Source organism: Fodinicurvata sp. EGI_FJ10296 (genome assembly GCF_040712075.1).
Lineage (GTDB): Bacteria > Pseudomonadota > Alphaproteobacteria > DSM-16000 > Inquilinaceae > JBFCVL01.
Map to the genome: position 1 here is coordinate 190325 of NZ_JBFCVL010000005.1, position 15002 is coordinate 205326.

Sequence of the window (15002 nt, forward strand, 5' to 3'; positions counted from 1 at the left end):
TCCGGTCCATTTTTCTGGGCGTACTGTCGTGTTGGCCGTGTCGGCGCCCGTATGCAACCCGGCCCTTGTTTCCGCCAACGAGCGTAGGTTAGGGTTTCGCGCCGGTTCAATAGAAGAATTTGACCATGCCAATCTGGACTCCGGACTTCACAGGCCTCGATGACCTACCCCGATACCTCGCGCTGGCGACCTCCATCGGATTGGCGATCGACCGGGGCGAACTGCATGCCGGCGATCGGCTTCCGGCGCGGCGCGATCTTGCCTTCAGGCTGGGGCTTTCAATCCATACGGTCAGTTCGGCATACAGCGAAGCCGAACGCCGCGGCCATGTCGTCGGCGAAGTCGGACGGGGTACTTTCGTCCTCGGCCGCCCCGCCGAGAGCCGGGAAAGCCGATACATCATGCAGCGCAATCATCAGGACATCATCGACCTGTCGATTTGCCGGCCGGTGCAGGGAGACTTTACGGCAAGATGTCTGAGATCCGTGCTGAAGTCCCTGGGCGGCGATCCGGATCTGAGCGCCATGACAGCCTGCCGGCCAGTCGTCGGACTGGACGCCCATCGCGAATCCGGGGCGCAATGGTTGGCGACTCTCGGATTGAAGTGCGATCCAAACGGCATCGTCGTTACCAATGGCGCCGCTCATGCGGTTCAGGTCGCACTGTCCGCGTTGACAGAACCGGGCGACGGCGTCGCGACCGAAAGCCTGACCGATCATGGCATCATCTCGCTCGCCAGCATTCTGCATTTTCGCCTGCGGGGAATCGCCACCGACGAGCACGGGATGATGCCCGACGCGCTCGAAGCCGCCTGCAAGGCCGGCGACGTCAAGGTCGTGACGATCACGCCAACGCTGACCAACCCGACCACCACCCTTATGCCCGAGGATCGTCGGCGGGCGATCGTGGCCATTGCCGAGCGCTACGATATCTGGATCGTCGAGGACGACGTTTTTGCCCCTCTGGTCGAATCGGGTCCGCCAGCCCTGCATTCTCTCGCACCGCACAGAACGCTTTACGTGACGGGATTCACCAAATGGAGCGTGTCGGGCCTTCGCACCGGCCTGCTGTTGGCGCCGGAGGCTCTGGTGCCGAAACTCGTTGCCCGGGTGCGGGCCACCACCTGGATGGCGACGCCGCTGGTGGCCGAAATCGCAAGCCGATGGATAACGGACGGCACAATGCGGGAATTGGCGCATTGGCAGCGGGAACGGCTGTCCGAACGCAATCGCCTCGTCGAAGAGAAGCTCCCCGCCGGCGCCTATCGATCCCATCCCACCGGACCGAATGTCTGGGTGCGCCTGCCCGAGCCATGGCGCGCCAGGACATTCACCGCCCAGGCATGGCATGAAGGCGTTGCCATCACGCCAGCCGAACCGTTCGTCGTCGGACGGGCCGATCAACCGCACGCCGTGCGACTGAGTATAGGCGCCGCAGAGAACCCGGATGATCTGGCGCACGGACTCGACGTGATCTCCACGTTGCTCAGCCAGGAGCCCGACCCGATGGTGCTGACGGTTTGACGCCCGGCATCCGGATATTGATCCGGGCCATTGTTCTGATTGACAGAACAGAGGACCGGGAACGACCCTGACCGGGCTTCGGCATCCGGGGAATCCGCGGGTCAATCGGATGTGAGCCTCCATCAAAGTCGACAACCTGACGTAACGGAGCCGGCTATGTCGGTATCGCTGCAGGATGTGTTTGCCGCCGACCAGGCGATCCGTCCCCATATTCGCCAGACGCCCCTGGTGCCGTCGGCGTCTCTTTCGGCGCTGACCGGCGCCGAAATACGCATCAAGCTCGATTTTCTCCAGGACACCGGGGCGTTCAAGCTGCGCGGTGCGACGAACCGGTTGCTGGCGTTGTCGCGCGAAGAACGGGAGCGCGGCGTGATCGCGGTGTCGACCGGCAATCACGGACGCGCGGTTGCCGCAGCGGCGGCGCGGCTCGGCATTCGCGCCGCGGTCGTGATGTCGTCCCTGGTCCCGGAAGTGAAAGTCGACGGCGTCCGCCAATTCGGCGCCGAAGTCAGGATCGCCGGCAATAGCCAGGACGAGGCTGACGCCGAAGCGGCGCGCCTGATCGCGGCTGAAGGGCTCGTGGCTGTCCCGCCCTTCGACGATCCCCATGTCATCGCCGGACAAGGCACGATCGGGTTGGAACTGCTGCGGGACTGGCCCTCAATGCAGGCGGTGCTGATTCCGCTGTCCGGCGGCGGTTTGCTGGCAGGTGTCGCAAGGGTGCTCAAGGCGGCCAACCCCGCGATCCGCATCATCGGCATCAGCCTTGGCAAGGGCGGCGCAATGGCGGAAAGCCTCAAGGCTGGTCGGCCCATTGACGTGACCGAACCCGAAACGCTGGCCGATAGTCTTGGCGGCGGAATCGGACTGCAGAACCGGCACAGCTTCGAAATGGTACGGGCGCTGGCCGACGACATCGTGACCGTCGATGACGACGAAATCGCCCGCGCCATGGGATATCTGTTCTGGAACGACCGGCTCGTGGTCGAAGGCGCAGGAGCCGTCGCCGCCGCGGCATTGATCGAGGGAAAAGTTCCGGGCATCGGCAGGGGACTTGACCGGATCGCCTGTCTCAGCTGCGGCAACATGGTCGATATGTCCCGCTTTTTCGAGATCGTGGGCGCCCATCACCCGGGTGCCAGTGCCAATATCAGTACCGGATCCGCTCCCGCTCCGGCGGCAAACTCATCCGATTCCTCGAATCAAGAGGCCAGTGAATGCCCAGTTGCCGGTTGATTACGCGCAAAACCCTGACCGGAATTGTTTCGCTATGCCCAACGGCGATCGATGTCATCGAATCGGCGTTCTCTGCCCTTGCGACGCGCGCAGTTGCCATGCCGCCCATTCTTCGGCTCGACATCATGGCTGATGGCGGCGACGCCGCCGTTCCGTGGGGAGAGGTCGACGTCAAGACAGCCCACATACCGGGTCTGGACAGCTTTGCCCTGAAGGTAAGCCCCGGTTTCTTCAACAATCCCGCGATCGGTCTGCCGTCACTCAACGGTCTGATGATCGTCCTGTCAGCACAAACGGGGCTACTGGAAGCGATCTTGCTGGATAACGGGTATCTCACCGACATTCGAACGGCCGCCGCCGGCGGCGTCGCGGCCCGCCATCTGGCGCGATCGGACGCCCGTCGCCTTGCAATTGTCGGAACGGGATGTCAGGCGCGGCTTCAGGCGCAGGCAGTGTCGATGGTCCGCACTCTGGAGCACATTACCGTATGGGGTCGAAATTCCGACGCGGCAGCCGTCTGCGCCTCTGACATCGCCGCCGCTACGGGCATCCCGACAACCGTCTCCGGCAGCGTCGCCGCAACAGTAGCGCGGGCCGACATCGTCGTCACGACGACACCGGCACGCGAGCCGGTCGTCACCGCCGGAATGATCGGACCCGGAACGCATGTGACCGCGATGGGATCGGATGCCGAGGAAAAGAACGAGATCGCCCCTGATCTGTTGGCCGCGGCCGAGACGCTGGTCTGCGATCGGCGCGAGCAATGCGCCCGTCTGGGCGAACTGCATCATGCTCTCGCGGCCGATGTGCTGGCTGCGGATCATCCGGTCGCGGAACTGGGCGACATTGTCGCCGGCAAGGCTCCGGGACGCCGCGCGCCTGGCGATGTGACGATTTGCGACCTGACCGGAACGGGTATACAGGACACTGCGATCGCTCGCTATGCGCTGGAACGCGCCATAGAATCCGGTCTCGGTATGGTCATCGATATATGACGGTGTCATCCGTCGCGCCAATGATGGAGTCATCGGCATGAAAGTGTTCGAGAGAAGCGAATTCGAGGGACGGCTCGCGGAGGTGCGGCATAGAATGGCGGACCTGGACCTCGATGCCCTGGTTTGCACCAACCCGGCCAACATGAACTATCTGACCGGTTACGATGGCTGGTCGTTCTATGTGCACCAATGCGTCGTCATTTCGCACGATCGACCACCGCTCTGGATTGGCCGGCGACAGGATGCCGCCGGTGCGCGGGCCACGGTCTATATGAGCCATGACGACATAATCGGCTATCCGGACGACTATGTGCAGAACCGGGAAAAACACCCCTATTCGTTCGTTGCCGGCCAATTGACAACAATGGGTCTCGATCACGGCACGATCGGTGTCGAATCCGATACCTATTACTATTCCGCGGCGGCGGATGCCGCATTACGGGCCGGCTTGCCGAATGCCGCGATCATCGACAGCGGAACGCTGGTGAATTGGGTCCGGGCGATCAAATCGGACGCCGAGATCGCCCTGATGCGTCAGGCGGCGCAAATTGCCGAAGCGTCGATGCGGGCCGCCATCGACGCGATTTCGCCGGGCACCCGACAGTGCGATGCAGTTGCCGAAATCATGCGAACTCAGATCGGCGGCACTGCCGAATTCGGCGGCGATTACACCTCTATCGTGCCTTTGCTGCCGACGGGCAAATCCGTTGGCGCGCCGCACCTGACATGGTCCGACACTCCATTTCAGGAAGGGGAAGGCACGATCATCGAACTCGCCGGCTGCCGGCACCGCTATCACTGCCCCCTGGCACGCACGATTTTCCTCGGCACACCGCCGATGGCTTGGTCAGAAACCGCCCAGGTCGTTGTCGAGGGGGTCAATGCCGCGCTGGACGTCGCCCGGCCAGGCGCGACCTGCGAAGAGGTCGAGGCCGCCTGGCGCGCCGTCATCAATAGCCACGGCATCGACAAGGACAGCAGGCTTGGCTACTCGATCGGTCTGAACTATCCGCCCGACTGGGGGGAGCACACCATGAGTCTTCGAGCGGGCGATCGTACGGTGCTGAAACCGAACATGACGTTTCACCTCATACCGGGAATTTGGCAGGATCTGTTGGGCATTGAAATCAGCGAGGCGTTTCACGTCACCGAAAGCGGTGCGGAACGGTTCACGGCGCTGGAACAGACACTTTTCGTAAAATCCTGACCGCCATTTTGCCGGACCCGTCCTGCCCGACCGGAGGCCGCATTTACGGTTTGATAGGGTTTTGCGCAGAGGATGACCCGGCAGGCTAGCACTTCACAGCAATGTATTCAGGACGCTCACCCCCTCATGGCCGGACAACGGGACATCATCTACAGCGTTCTCGCAATGGACGCGACGGGCTGGAATACTCACGGGACTGTGCATGACATGCACAACGCCATGGCGTCGGCCGAAAAATTGTTCGAAAGCGGTAAATTTAACGAGGTAAAAGTTGAAAAAGCTTTCTTCGATCCGGCGAACAAAAGACAAGTTACGACAACAATACTTGAGCGAAAGAAGGACAACAAAAATTCTTACCTCACATTCTACCTGCTCTTATTTGCGGTATTAATTGGAATAATGAGCTTTGTCCTTACCTATATTCTAGCTGGATCCTATACATGATATCACCGTTTGCTTGAGGTGCATATCGGGATGATATTTCCCCGCCAAGGCGGCCCTCGATGTGATCGAACCTGAATGGCAGCGTGCAATGCTGGCATGCGGCTGTAACGGATCTGGGCTGGACGATCCTGCTTGGCGGTAGTATATCGATTCGATATATTCCGGATCGATAGGATAGTGTGGCACGGCCGTTCAGACCGGCAACCCATCGGTCGCCCAATCATCCTCTACCCACAGCTTGCGGGATTCCAGCTTTTGGATACGAGAACATTGTGCCTGGGCGCTCTGAAGCAGGGTCCGTGCTCGGGCTACGAGATACGCAAACGGTTCGAAGAAGGGCCATTCGGCCATTTTCAGGATATCAGCTTCGGCTCAATCTACCCGGCGCTGCGTCGATTAACAGACGATGGACTGGTAACCGTAACCGACCAGGAGCAGGACAGACGTCCAGACAAGAAGGTTTACGAGATGACCCCGCAGGGGCATCTGGCTCTGGCGCGGATGGTCTCGACCGACCCCGCCAGCGACAAATTTCGCTCCGACCTGTTGTTCTCAATATTCTTTGCCGACCTGTTGCCGGCCGACCGGCTCGCTGAACTGGTCGAGAACCGCATCTTGCAGCATGAAGCCATCGTTCGGGAACTCTCCAAATGCGAAGATGACGACGGACATGGTCCTCATTGCCCGACACGCCCCGGTCCGGAATTCGTGCGCGGTCTGGGTCTGACGATTCATCGTGCGTGTCTTGCTTATTATCGCAACAATCGTAATTTTCTGATCGAAGGCCACCTAACCGACAATGACGAACCGACCGGCGGGAAATCGGATTCCCACGCATCCGACTCCGATCGCCTGCGCCAACCCGCTACGACGTCCGGACGCACGACATGAAGAAATTGATACTGATCGCCGCCATCGCGGGCATTGGCGTCGGCGCCTGGCTGGGCTACGACACCATATTTGCGACCGGCGAAAATGACGATCCACCACAGGGTGTGTCTGAGTCGGGAACCGGTTCGACGCCGGCGGAAAACAGGCCCGAACAGCGGAACCTCCAACAGGTTCGCGTTCGAACAATCGCTGCCGAACCGATGCAGGAGGAGATCATCCTTCAAGGCCGGACCATGGCCCAGCGCACCGTGACCATCACGGCGCAGGTCTCCGGGACCGTCGTCGCGGTGGAAGCCGACAGGGGCGAAACCGTCGACGGGGATCAAATCATTATAAGGCTGTCGTCCGACGACCGGGAAGCACGCGCGGAGGAAGCAAGGGCTCTGGTTCGCCAGCGCCAGGCAGAATTTGATGCGGCGCAGACGCTCAATCAGCGCGGTGTCCGCTCCAGCACCGATGTGACGCAAGCCGAGGCGGCGCTGCAAGGTGCGCGGGCGGCGGTTTCGGCGGCCGAACTTGCGCTGGACCGAATGATTGTTCGCGCGCCATTTGGTGGCATTCTCGACAGTCGACGTGCCGAACTCGGCGCTTTCATCGACGCAGGCGAGGAAGTCGCCGTCATCATCGACCTCGACCCGCTCAGAATTCGGGGACAGGTATCCGAGCGAAATCTCGGCGATATCAGGACCGGGGATACCGGGCAGGTTCGGCTGGTGGGCGGAGATCAGGTCGAGGGTCAGGTGACCTATATTGGCGCCACGGCCGACGAACGTACCCGCACCTTCCCTGTCGAGCTCGAGGTTCCCAATCCTGACAATGAAATCATTGAAAACCTCACCGCGGAAATCCGCCTCCCTCTTGCAGAGACCTCCGCGCACAGGATAGAGGCATCGCTGCTGTCGCTGTCTGACGATGGTGTGATTGGCGTCAAGAGCGTCGACAACGACGGAACAGTGGTTTTCAACCCGATTGAGATTCTCGGTGACAGCGACGGTGCTGTGTGGGTGTCGGGTCTGCCCGAAACGGCGACGATCATCACGGTGGGCCAGGAATTCGTCGTTGCCGATGAACGCGTCATCCCGGTCGATGAGGCCGATATCGCCGCGAGGACGACACAATGACCGGCCTTGTCGACGCTGCGATCAGCAGATCCAGGACGGTCATTTCACTGCTTCTGATGCTGATCGTGGCCGGCGTCTTTTCCTATTCGGCGATTCCCAAGGAATCTGAACCCGACGTTTCCATCGGCATTATCTATGTCTCGCTGAATCTGAGCGGAATCTCACCCGAAGACGCCGAGCGACTGATGGTTCGGCCGGTGGAGGAAGAGCTGCGCTCGATCGAGGGCGTCGACGAGATGCAGTCGACCGCCTATGAAGGCGGCGGCAACGTGGTCCTCGAATTCACGGCCGGCTACGACATGAGCCAGGCGCTTACCGATGTCCGGGAAGCCGTCGACAGGGCGCAGGCCGACTTGCCCGCCGACGCCGACGAGCCGACCGTCCAGGAGGTGGATACAAGTCTGTTTCCGGTCATGGTCGTGACGCTTTCAGGCAACGTGCCGGAACGCACCCTGATCGCACTGGCCCGCAACGCCGAGCGGACGATCGAGGGGCTGCGCCCGGTACTCAGCGTCGATATCGGCGGCGACCGTGATGAAGTCGTCGAGGTCGTGGTCGATCCGCTCACCATCGAAAGCTACGGCCTCAACGGCAACGACATCGTGTCGCTCGTCAACCGGTCGAACCGTCTGGTTGCCGCAGGCAGTCTAGACCGCCAGGACGGGGCATTCTCGGTCAAGGTGCCCGGGTTGTTCCAGACGCTCGACGACATCCTGAACACACCGATCATGGCGACCGGCGATGCGGTCGTGCGATTCCGGGACGTTGCTGAAATCAGGCGGACCTTCAAGGAGCCGACGAGCATCGCCCGTGTGGACGGTCTGCCAGCCGTCGCGCTGGAGGTTCGCAAGCGGGCCGGCGAGAACATCATCGACACCGTTTCCGCGATCCGGACGGCCATGGAACGGGAGAGCGCCGCCTGGCCTGACGCCGTACAGGTCACGTTTACCCAGGACCGGTCCGACGACATCGTCATCGCTCTGACGGATCTTCAGAACAACGTGATCATGGCGATCCTGCTTGTGATGGTGGTGCTTGTCGGCGCGCTCGGGTTCCGGTCGGCGGCTTTCGTCGGCGTGGCCATTCCCGGATCATTTCTGACGGCCATTCTGCTGCTGCACGTCCAGGGCTATACGATCAACATTGTCGTCCTGTTCGGACTTATCCTTGCCGTCGGCATGCTTGTCGACGGCGCTATCGTGGTAACGGAATTCGCCGACCGGAAAATGCGTGAAGGTCTGGACCGCAAGGAGTCGTATGGACTCGCGGCCAAGCGGATGTTTTGGCCCATCACGGCGTCAACGGCCACCACGCTGGCCGCGTTCTCTCCTTTGCTGTTCTGGCCGGGCGTCGTCGGCGAATTCATGAAGTATCTGCCGATTACGCTGATCATGACGCTGTCCGCCTCATTGGCCATGGCCCTGATATTCGTGCCGACTCTCGGCGCGAATTTCGGTAGCGCGAGCAGCAGCGGCAGCGACGAGACGATGAAGGCGCTCGCTCAGGACGGCGAGGCCGATCTCGACTCGGTAAAGGGGATTACCGGCGGATATGTGCGTCTGCTGCGGCGGGTCCTCAGGATTCCCGGAACAATCCTTGCCGGTACGGTTGTGTTGCTCGTCGCGGTTTGGGGCACATACGGAATGCTCGGCAACGGGGTCGAATTTTTTCCCGACGTCGAGCCGGAACAGGCGATCGTTCTCGTTCATGCACGCGGCAACATGTCAATCCACGAGCGCGATGCCCTGATGGCAGAAGCCGAAGCCGCAGTGCTTGAGATGCAGGACGAATTTACCAGCGTCTATACCCGAACCGGTGGCGCGGGCGGCGTTGGCCAGGAAGTGGCCGAGGACGTCATCGGTCAGATCACGATCGAATTCATCGAGTGGGATCAGCGTCGTACCGCCGCCGAGATATTCGAGGAAATTCGCCAGCGCACCAACCACCTGGCAGGCGTTGACGTCGAAATCCGTGAGCCGGAGGCGGGTCCTCCCGTCGGCAAACCGGTGAGTATCGAACTGTCGTCAGCAGTCCCGGCATTATTGCCGGACACGGTGGCCCGTATTCGCGAATTCATGGAAACGGAAATGGACGGGCTGACCGACATCGAGGACAGCCGTCCGCTGCCGGGCATTGACTGGGAGCTCATCGTTGATCGTGCGCAGGCGGCAAAATTCGGCATCGACGTAACGGCGGTCGGCGATTCGATACAGCTCGTCACAAGCGGACTGTCGCTCGGGTCCTATCGTCCGGACGATTCCAGCGACGAGGTCGATATCGTCATCCGTTATCCAAGCGAATACCGAACCTTCGATCAGCTCGATTCCGTAAGGATCGAGACCGATCAGGGGTCGATCCCGATCAGCAATTTTGTCGAACGCAGCGCCATTCAACAGACAGGCACCATTGATCGCGTAAGCGGCCAGCGGGTCATGACCATCATGGCGAATGTCCAGTCCGGTGTTCTGGCCGCCGACAAGGTCGCGGAATTACGGAATTGGATTTCCAGCGCCGATCTGGATCCGCGCATCGACATCACGTGGCGCGGCGAGGACGAAGAGCAGCAGGCGGCGTCGGAGTTTCTGGGAACCGCCTTCCTGATGGCGTTGTTCCTGATGGCGATCATTCTGCTCACGCAGTTCAACAGCTTCTATTCCGCCTTCCTGATTCTGAGCGCCGTCATCATGTCCACCATCGGCGTTCTGATCGGGCTTCTTGTCGTTGGCCAACCGTTCGGCATCGTCATGACGGGGGTCGGCATCATTGCGCTGGCGGGAATCGTTGTTAACAACAATATCGTCCTGATCGACACCTATGACCGCCTGAAGGAAACAGCTCCCACAGCGCTGGATGCGCTGTTGCGGACCGGCGCACAGCGTTTCCGCCCGGTTATGCTGACGACGATCACAACGGTCCTGGGACTGCTGCCGATGGCGCTCGGAATCAATGTGAACTTTGTCAATTTCGAGATCACTGTCGGTGCACCGGCCATGCAGTGGTGGATCGGCATGGCGACCGCGATCGTCTTCGGCCTGACGTTCTCCACCGTACTGACGCTCGTCGTGACCCCAAGCGCGCTGTTGCTCCGGGTCAATATTGCAGAGGCCCGGGCTCGACGCCGTCATCGACGCGCTGAGGCGCGAGAGGCGCGCTCTGCCGGGGCCGACACACGGCTGCCGGCCAACACCCCCGATGGGGCAGTGTCCGGCGCCGGCTCGACTGAGAAAACACCGACCGCGCCGCCACCGATGGTGGCGACCCCGTCGTCGGCCAGCACCGATGCCGGCAAAGAAAGCGGGCTGAACCCGGATCTTGATACCACTGACCCCAATACTGTCAACCGGCCGGCGCCCGTTGGCCGAAAGTCGATCGGGCGATCATGATTCTGCTTGTTGTCGTCAACCAGCAGGCAGCCCCGAATACGATGGCGATCCAGACGAAGGCGTCCGGGAACAGGCAGATCGCGATGAACATCATCACTGTCTCGGTCCCTTCCGTCAGACCACCCAAATAATAGAATGCCTTGGAACCGCGTTTTTCCGTCGCTACACCGTGTTTCTGCGCCAAAATCGCGTAGGCGAGAAAGCTGGTTCCAGTACCGACGAAGCTGAAGATCAGGAAGGCGGCTGCAAGCGCTGTTTCCGGCCGACCAAGGGCAAACGCGAATACAAGTCCGGAATAGACGATGAAGTCGAAGACAATATCATAATATCCACCAAGATCTGTGGCACCGTCGATGCGAGCGACGGCGCCGTCCAGACCGTCGAACAGGCGGTTGATCAGGATCAGCACCAGCGCGACAATCGGGGCATCCAGCGCCAGCGCACCCATGGCCAGGACGCCGATGCCGAAGCCGGCTATGGTGACCCCCGTTGCCGTTGCGCCCAATTTGACCGCTTTCACGGCAACAGCAGAAAGGCTCCGGTCGATGGCAGGGCGCAGCAGTGGATCCAGCATCTTTGACGTTTCTCTTCCATGGGGGCATTGGCGGCTCTCAATGGAATTGCAAATCGATTGCCCGGTCCATACGTCTTTGCCGCGAAGGCGAAATGATTTACCGCCTGTTAATTGACTTTACGGCAGGATACCGGCCGAAATCGAACACTACCGGCTGGAGCCACTCGCGTGGATATACCCTTGGCAGAATCAGCCAGAGACCCTCTTCAAATGCTCGCTGCGGCATCCGAAAAAAATGGCCGCTTCGAAGTACGGTCGGTCAGTGTGGGCGCCGACGGGCGGCTGGCAGTGGAAACACCGGCTCCGCCGTCGCGATTCCATTTCTCGTTCCAGGGCACGGTCTTCCATGTCCGCCTCATGCCGCTGAGTGCCGGGTTTCGGCTTCAGATCAGCGCGGTTCTGGGCCACATACCCTTTACAGCCGAAAGCCTTGCCCTTCGCAACTCGGCCCTGGAGATAATACGCGCAACGGAGCCACTGGATAAGATCCGCTTCGTTGTCGCTCATGGCCAGCAAGTCGCCGCGATCGCCAACAGGGATGTCGACGATCAGTCGCTTCCCGAGGCCGTTCTCCACGAGACATCCATGGTGCTTCATCAGGCGCGGCCCTATCTGGCATTGCTGCGCACTGTCCTGCGGCCGGCGCTGGAGTGACTTCGACGGCGACGACAGCTCTCGCCGCAACTCGCCAGCCGAACCCATCCTATCCAGCGCTGCCGATCCGATCGTCACCGGTCGGGACAGTGAAGACCTGGCCGGGATAAATCAGGTCGGGGTCGCGTATCTGTTCGGTGTTGGCCTGGTAGATGACGGTGTATTGCACGCCTGCGCCGTAGAAGCGGCGGGCGATGCGCCACAGGCTGTTGCCCGGCTGAACGATCACGCGTCGGTCCAGGCGCTCTAGACCTGTTACATCGGTCATCTGAAACGGCGTCACGGCGCGGGCGACGACACGTTCGCCATCTTCGGCCAGAGCATCGGCGCGCAACTCATACAGTCCGGGATCGACGGCCGTATCGGGGCTGAGACTGAAAACACCCTCCATATCAGCCCGGCCCTGGGCGATCAGCGCGTTGTCCAGGTAGACAAGCACGTCCCGGCCCGGCCGGGCCCTGCCCGATATGATGACTTCTCCGGCTTCGTCATAGTCAACGACATCGATCGAGATGTCCGATGGGCCCAACCTCTGATCGGTCGGTCCCCTTTGAAGTCTCGGCGGCTCGACCCGTTCAGCGGCCACGATGTCCGGAGCGTCGAGGTTCGCGACCGGCCGGACGGGCGCCGCCGGCGCCGACAGTATCCGTGACGGGCCCATCTCGTCCCGGGGTACGATCATTGCAAGGGCTTCATCCAATCCGGCGCCAGGGTCAGAAGCATCCTGCCCGGCTACACCAGGTCTGTCAGGAACGATCAGCACCACGACTTCATCCGACTCGATCGCCTCACCGCTGAGTTCGGTGTCTGGCCCATCACCCGGATCAGGCACTTCAAGGCCCAGCATATGTTCGCCCGACTCCAGACCATCCAGTATGGTCGCAACCCAATCGCCGTTTTCGTCGGCTTGAACCGTCGCCAATTCGCGATCGCCGTCGAGAACCCGCACCCTCACATTCGGTGCGGCCGTCCCGGCAACGATCGTCGTACCCGTCCGACCCACGCGAACGGCATCGAAACGCGGCAGTTGCGGACCATCGGCTGTCGGCGCTTCCACGACAGGTGCTTGACTGATCGGGCCGACGGGCTCCGGTTCCGACAACGCCGTGAGCGCCTGGAACCGCTGGGCGGCATCGCGGTCGATGACCGGCGGTTCCGGCCGGGCTTCCGAGTCTGCAGCCGAGGTGGGAGGTGCGGATATCGGAGTCGCTGCAGGCCGCCTGACCACCGGCGCGATAGCACGGCGACCGGCCAACCCGCCTACATCTGCGTAAATGTCCGAAGAGGGTTCACTCAGTGTCGACTGTGTCGGCGCTTGCTCCGGGACAGGTTCTGTCGATTCAATAGATGCTTCGCGGCCCGGCGCCGAAATGCCGACCTGCGGCGTCACCAGGGGACGCTCGCTGACCGGGGGAACTGCGACCTCCGGGGCCGGCGCGGTGGCTTGGGGAGCGAGTGCCAGATCCGGTATCGCGATCGGTGCCCGGGGCGGCTGGGGCCGCGACTCGACAATTCCGGACTCGTCGGGACCGCCGGCGCTGCGTGGGACAGCGGCAACTGATGCTCGGCCTTGATCGGCCCCAAAATCGGTACGTTCGGGCACGGCCGGCGCCGGATCCAGAATTCGCCCCCCGGGTTCCGGCGCCGCCGCAAGAGGAGCCGACGATTCGAGAGTTGGTGACTCCGGAACTGGCGGTACCGGATCTGGCGACTCGGGTGTCCAGGTTTCGGGCGACAACGCCTCCGGTGTGGGCAAATCCCGGATTACCTCGGCGCCCGGGCCGGAACCGGCCACGGAGCTCTCAGGCGGTGCCTGTCGGTCGGTCGCCAGACCCACCACGGGCGTCTCAATGACTGGACCATCCGGCGCCACCGCGTGCGTATCCACTTCGTCCTGCAGGTCTGCCCGCGGGCTTTGCGGCTCATGGGCCGGGGGCTCCGACTCAACGGCGGCCGTCTGCGGCACCGGCGCCTGCTCCAGGTCAGCGCTCGGCGCTGAGGGAGTTCGTAGCGGCGATGTATCCGGTGACAAGGCGACTGGCGGCGCAAAGCCGGCCGTCTGCTGCTCAGGCAAGTCGGGGGGCTCGTCGCCAACGTCGGTCGTCGCCATTGGACCGGACGCCTCGAATTCCAGCGGGTCGGATTCGGGGATCTCAAATTCGGGGATCTCAAATTCGGGGCCATCGAAATCAGGCGCATGGACTTCGGGGAACGGGGCCTCTGCCGCCGCGCGATCGGATGGATCCGGCGTGGCCGGAGCAGCGAGGGCGTCTTCAGTTTCACTGTCGCCAGGTCCACTGCCTTCAGGGGCTGCAGCTATCAGCGCACCGGGGATTTCCAGTTCCGGAGCGGGCTCCCGATCGGCCTCGCGCGATGCATCCGCCTGCGCTTCGTCAATGGGTGAACTGTCATCAGGCTGCGCTGGCACGGGCGTCGCTTGCTCGGGAACAACCGTCCCGGTCCCGGCATCGGCCAGTGGCGGCAGCACCAGCTCTGTTTCAACAGGATCCATTCCTTCCCGGTCGGTCTCCGCGGTCTCCAGTTCAGGGGCCGGTGACTCTGCTTCTGACTCGACTTCAGGGGTCGGAAGCGGCTCACGGTCGGAGACCATTTCGTTGGCCGACGGATCGCCGGAAGATCCGGTATCGGACGATCCGGACGGAGAATCAGGGGGCTCGGACGAAAGCCGTTGCCTTTGTTCGACCTCGACGTCGGACTGCGGCCCTGGTGCCGGAGCGGAGGTCCTGTCTCCGGCCGCCGGTTCCTCATCGGATGGCGGCGACACGCCCAGCCAGTCTCTGTCGGTATATGTGGTGTAGCCAAACCAGCCCACCGCCAGCGCTGCCACGCTAACGCCGACAATCAGTACCGTACGGCCCCGTGTCGTTTCCAATGCTTGTCCTGTACCCGGAATATCGTTCCAATCGGTCTCAGTTTGTTACACATTTCATTGCAGTGCGCAAATACAGCCGTT

Annotated in this window: 11 protein-coding genes; 9 read left to right on the forward strand and 2 right to left on the reverse strand. The window is 61.8% G+C overall.

Annotated features, from left to right (window positions below; genetic code table 11):
- The first annotated feature begins 125 nt into the window (after window positions 1-125).
- The 8 genes from ABZ728_RS12260 (at window position 126) to ABZ728_RS12295 (ending at window position 10800) form a co-directional block, all read left to right on the forward strand.
- The gene (locus ABZ728_RS12260; RefSeq protein ID WP_366656432.1) at window positions 126-1523 is read left to right on the forward strand and encodes a PLP-dependent aminotransferase family protein; all 1398 of its coding nucleotides are present in this window, start codon (window positions 126-128) and stop codon (window positions 1521-1523) included.
- Window positions 1524-1679: 156 nt separating this feature from the next.
- On the forward strand, window positions 1680-2759 hold the full coding sequence (gene eutB / locus ABZ728_RS12265) for a hydroxyectoine utilization dehydratase EutB (RefSeq protein WP_366656433.1): 1080 nt from the start codon (window positions 1680-1682) through the stop codon (window positions 2757-2759).
- Window positions 2741-3754 (forward strand): cyclodeaminase, encoded by a 1014-nt coding sequence (locus ABZ728_RS12270; RefSeq protein WP_366656434.1) that lies wholly within the window; start codon window positions 2741-2743, stop codon window positions 3752-3754. The genes eutB and ABZ728_RS12270 overlap by 19 nt, the downstream gene beginning before the upstream one ends.
- A 37-nt stretch (window positions 3755-3791) precedes the next feature.
- Complete coding sequence (locus tag ABZ728_RS12275; RefSeq protein WP_366656435.1) at window positions 3792-4961, forward strand: M24 family metallopeptidase; 1170 nt, start codon at window positions 3792-3794, stop codon at window positions 4959-4961.
- Between the two features lie 126 nt (window positions 4962-5087).
- Entirely contained in the window at window positions 5088-5405 is a 318-nt protein-coding gene (locus tag ABZ728_RS12280; RefSeq protein WP_366656436.1) for a hypothetical protein, read from the forward strand.
- Between the two features lie 255 nt (window positions 5406-5660).
- Window positions 5661-6296: a PadR family transcriptional regulator gene (locus ABZ728_RS12285; RefSeq protein WP_366656437.1), complete on the forward strand. Its 636-nt coding sequence runs from the start codon at window positions 5661-5663 to the stop codon at window positions 6294-6296.
- On the forward strand, window positions 6293-7417 hold the full coding sequence (locus ABZ728_RS12290; RefSeq protein WP_366656438.1) for an efflux RND transporter periplasmic adaptor subunit: 1125 nt from the start codon (window positions 6293-6295) through the stop codon (window positions 7415-7417). Before ABZ728_RS12285 ends, ABZ728_RS12290 begins: the two co-directional genes overlap by 4 nt.
- Window positions 7414-10800 carry an efflux RND transporter permease subunit gene (locus ABZ728_RS12295; RefSeq protein ID WP_366656439.1) on the forward strand — a complete coding sequence of 1129 codons (3387 nt, stop codon included), beginning with the start codon at window positions 7414-7416 and terminating at the stop codon, window positions 10798-10800. Before ABZ728_RS12290 ends, ABZ728_RS12295 begins: the two co-directional genes overlap by 4 nt.
- Here ABZ728_RS12295 and ABZ728_RS12300 read toward each other — a convergent pair.
- The gene (locus tag ABZ728_RS12300) at window positions 10754-11374 is read right to left on the reverse strand and encodes a CDP-alcohol phosphatidyltransferase family protein (protein ID WP_366656440.1); all 621 of its coding nucleotides are present in this window, start codon (window positions 11372-11374) and stop codon (window positions 10754-10756) included. The two genes, ABZ728_RS12295 and ABZ728_RS12300, sit on opposite strands and share 47 nt — an antisense overlap.
- 180 nt (window positions 11375-11554) lie before the next feature.
- Between ABZ728_RS12300 and ABZ728_RS12305 the strand changes: the two genes are divergently transcribed.
- Window positions 11555-12028, forward strand: a complete 474-nt coding sequence (locus tag ABZ728_RS12305) for a hypothetical protein (RefSeq protein ID WP_366656441.1) — start codon at window positions 11555-11557, stop codon at window positions 12026-12028.
- A gap of 49 nt (window positions 12029-12077) precedes the next feature.
- On the opposite strand, the gene ABZ728_RS12310 is transcribed toward ABZ728_RS12305, so the two are convergent.
- Window positions 12078-14921, reverse strand: coding sequence for a LysM peptidoglycan-binding domain-containing protein (locus tag ABZ728_RS12310; protein ID WP_366656442.1), 2844 nt, complete (start codon window positions 14919-14921; stop codon window positions 12078-12080).
- Between the last annotated feature and the right edge of the window lie 81 nt (window positions 14922-15002).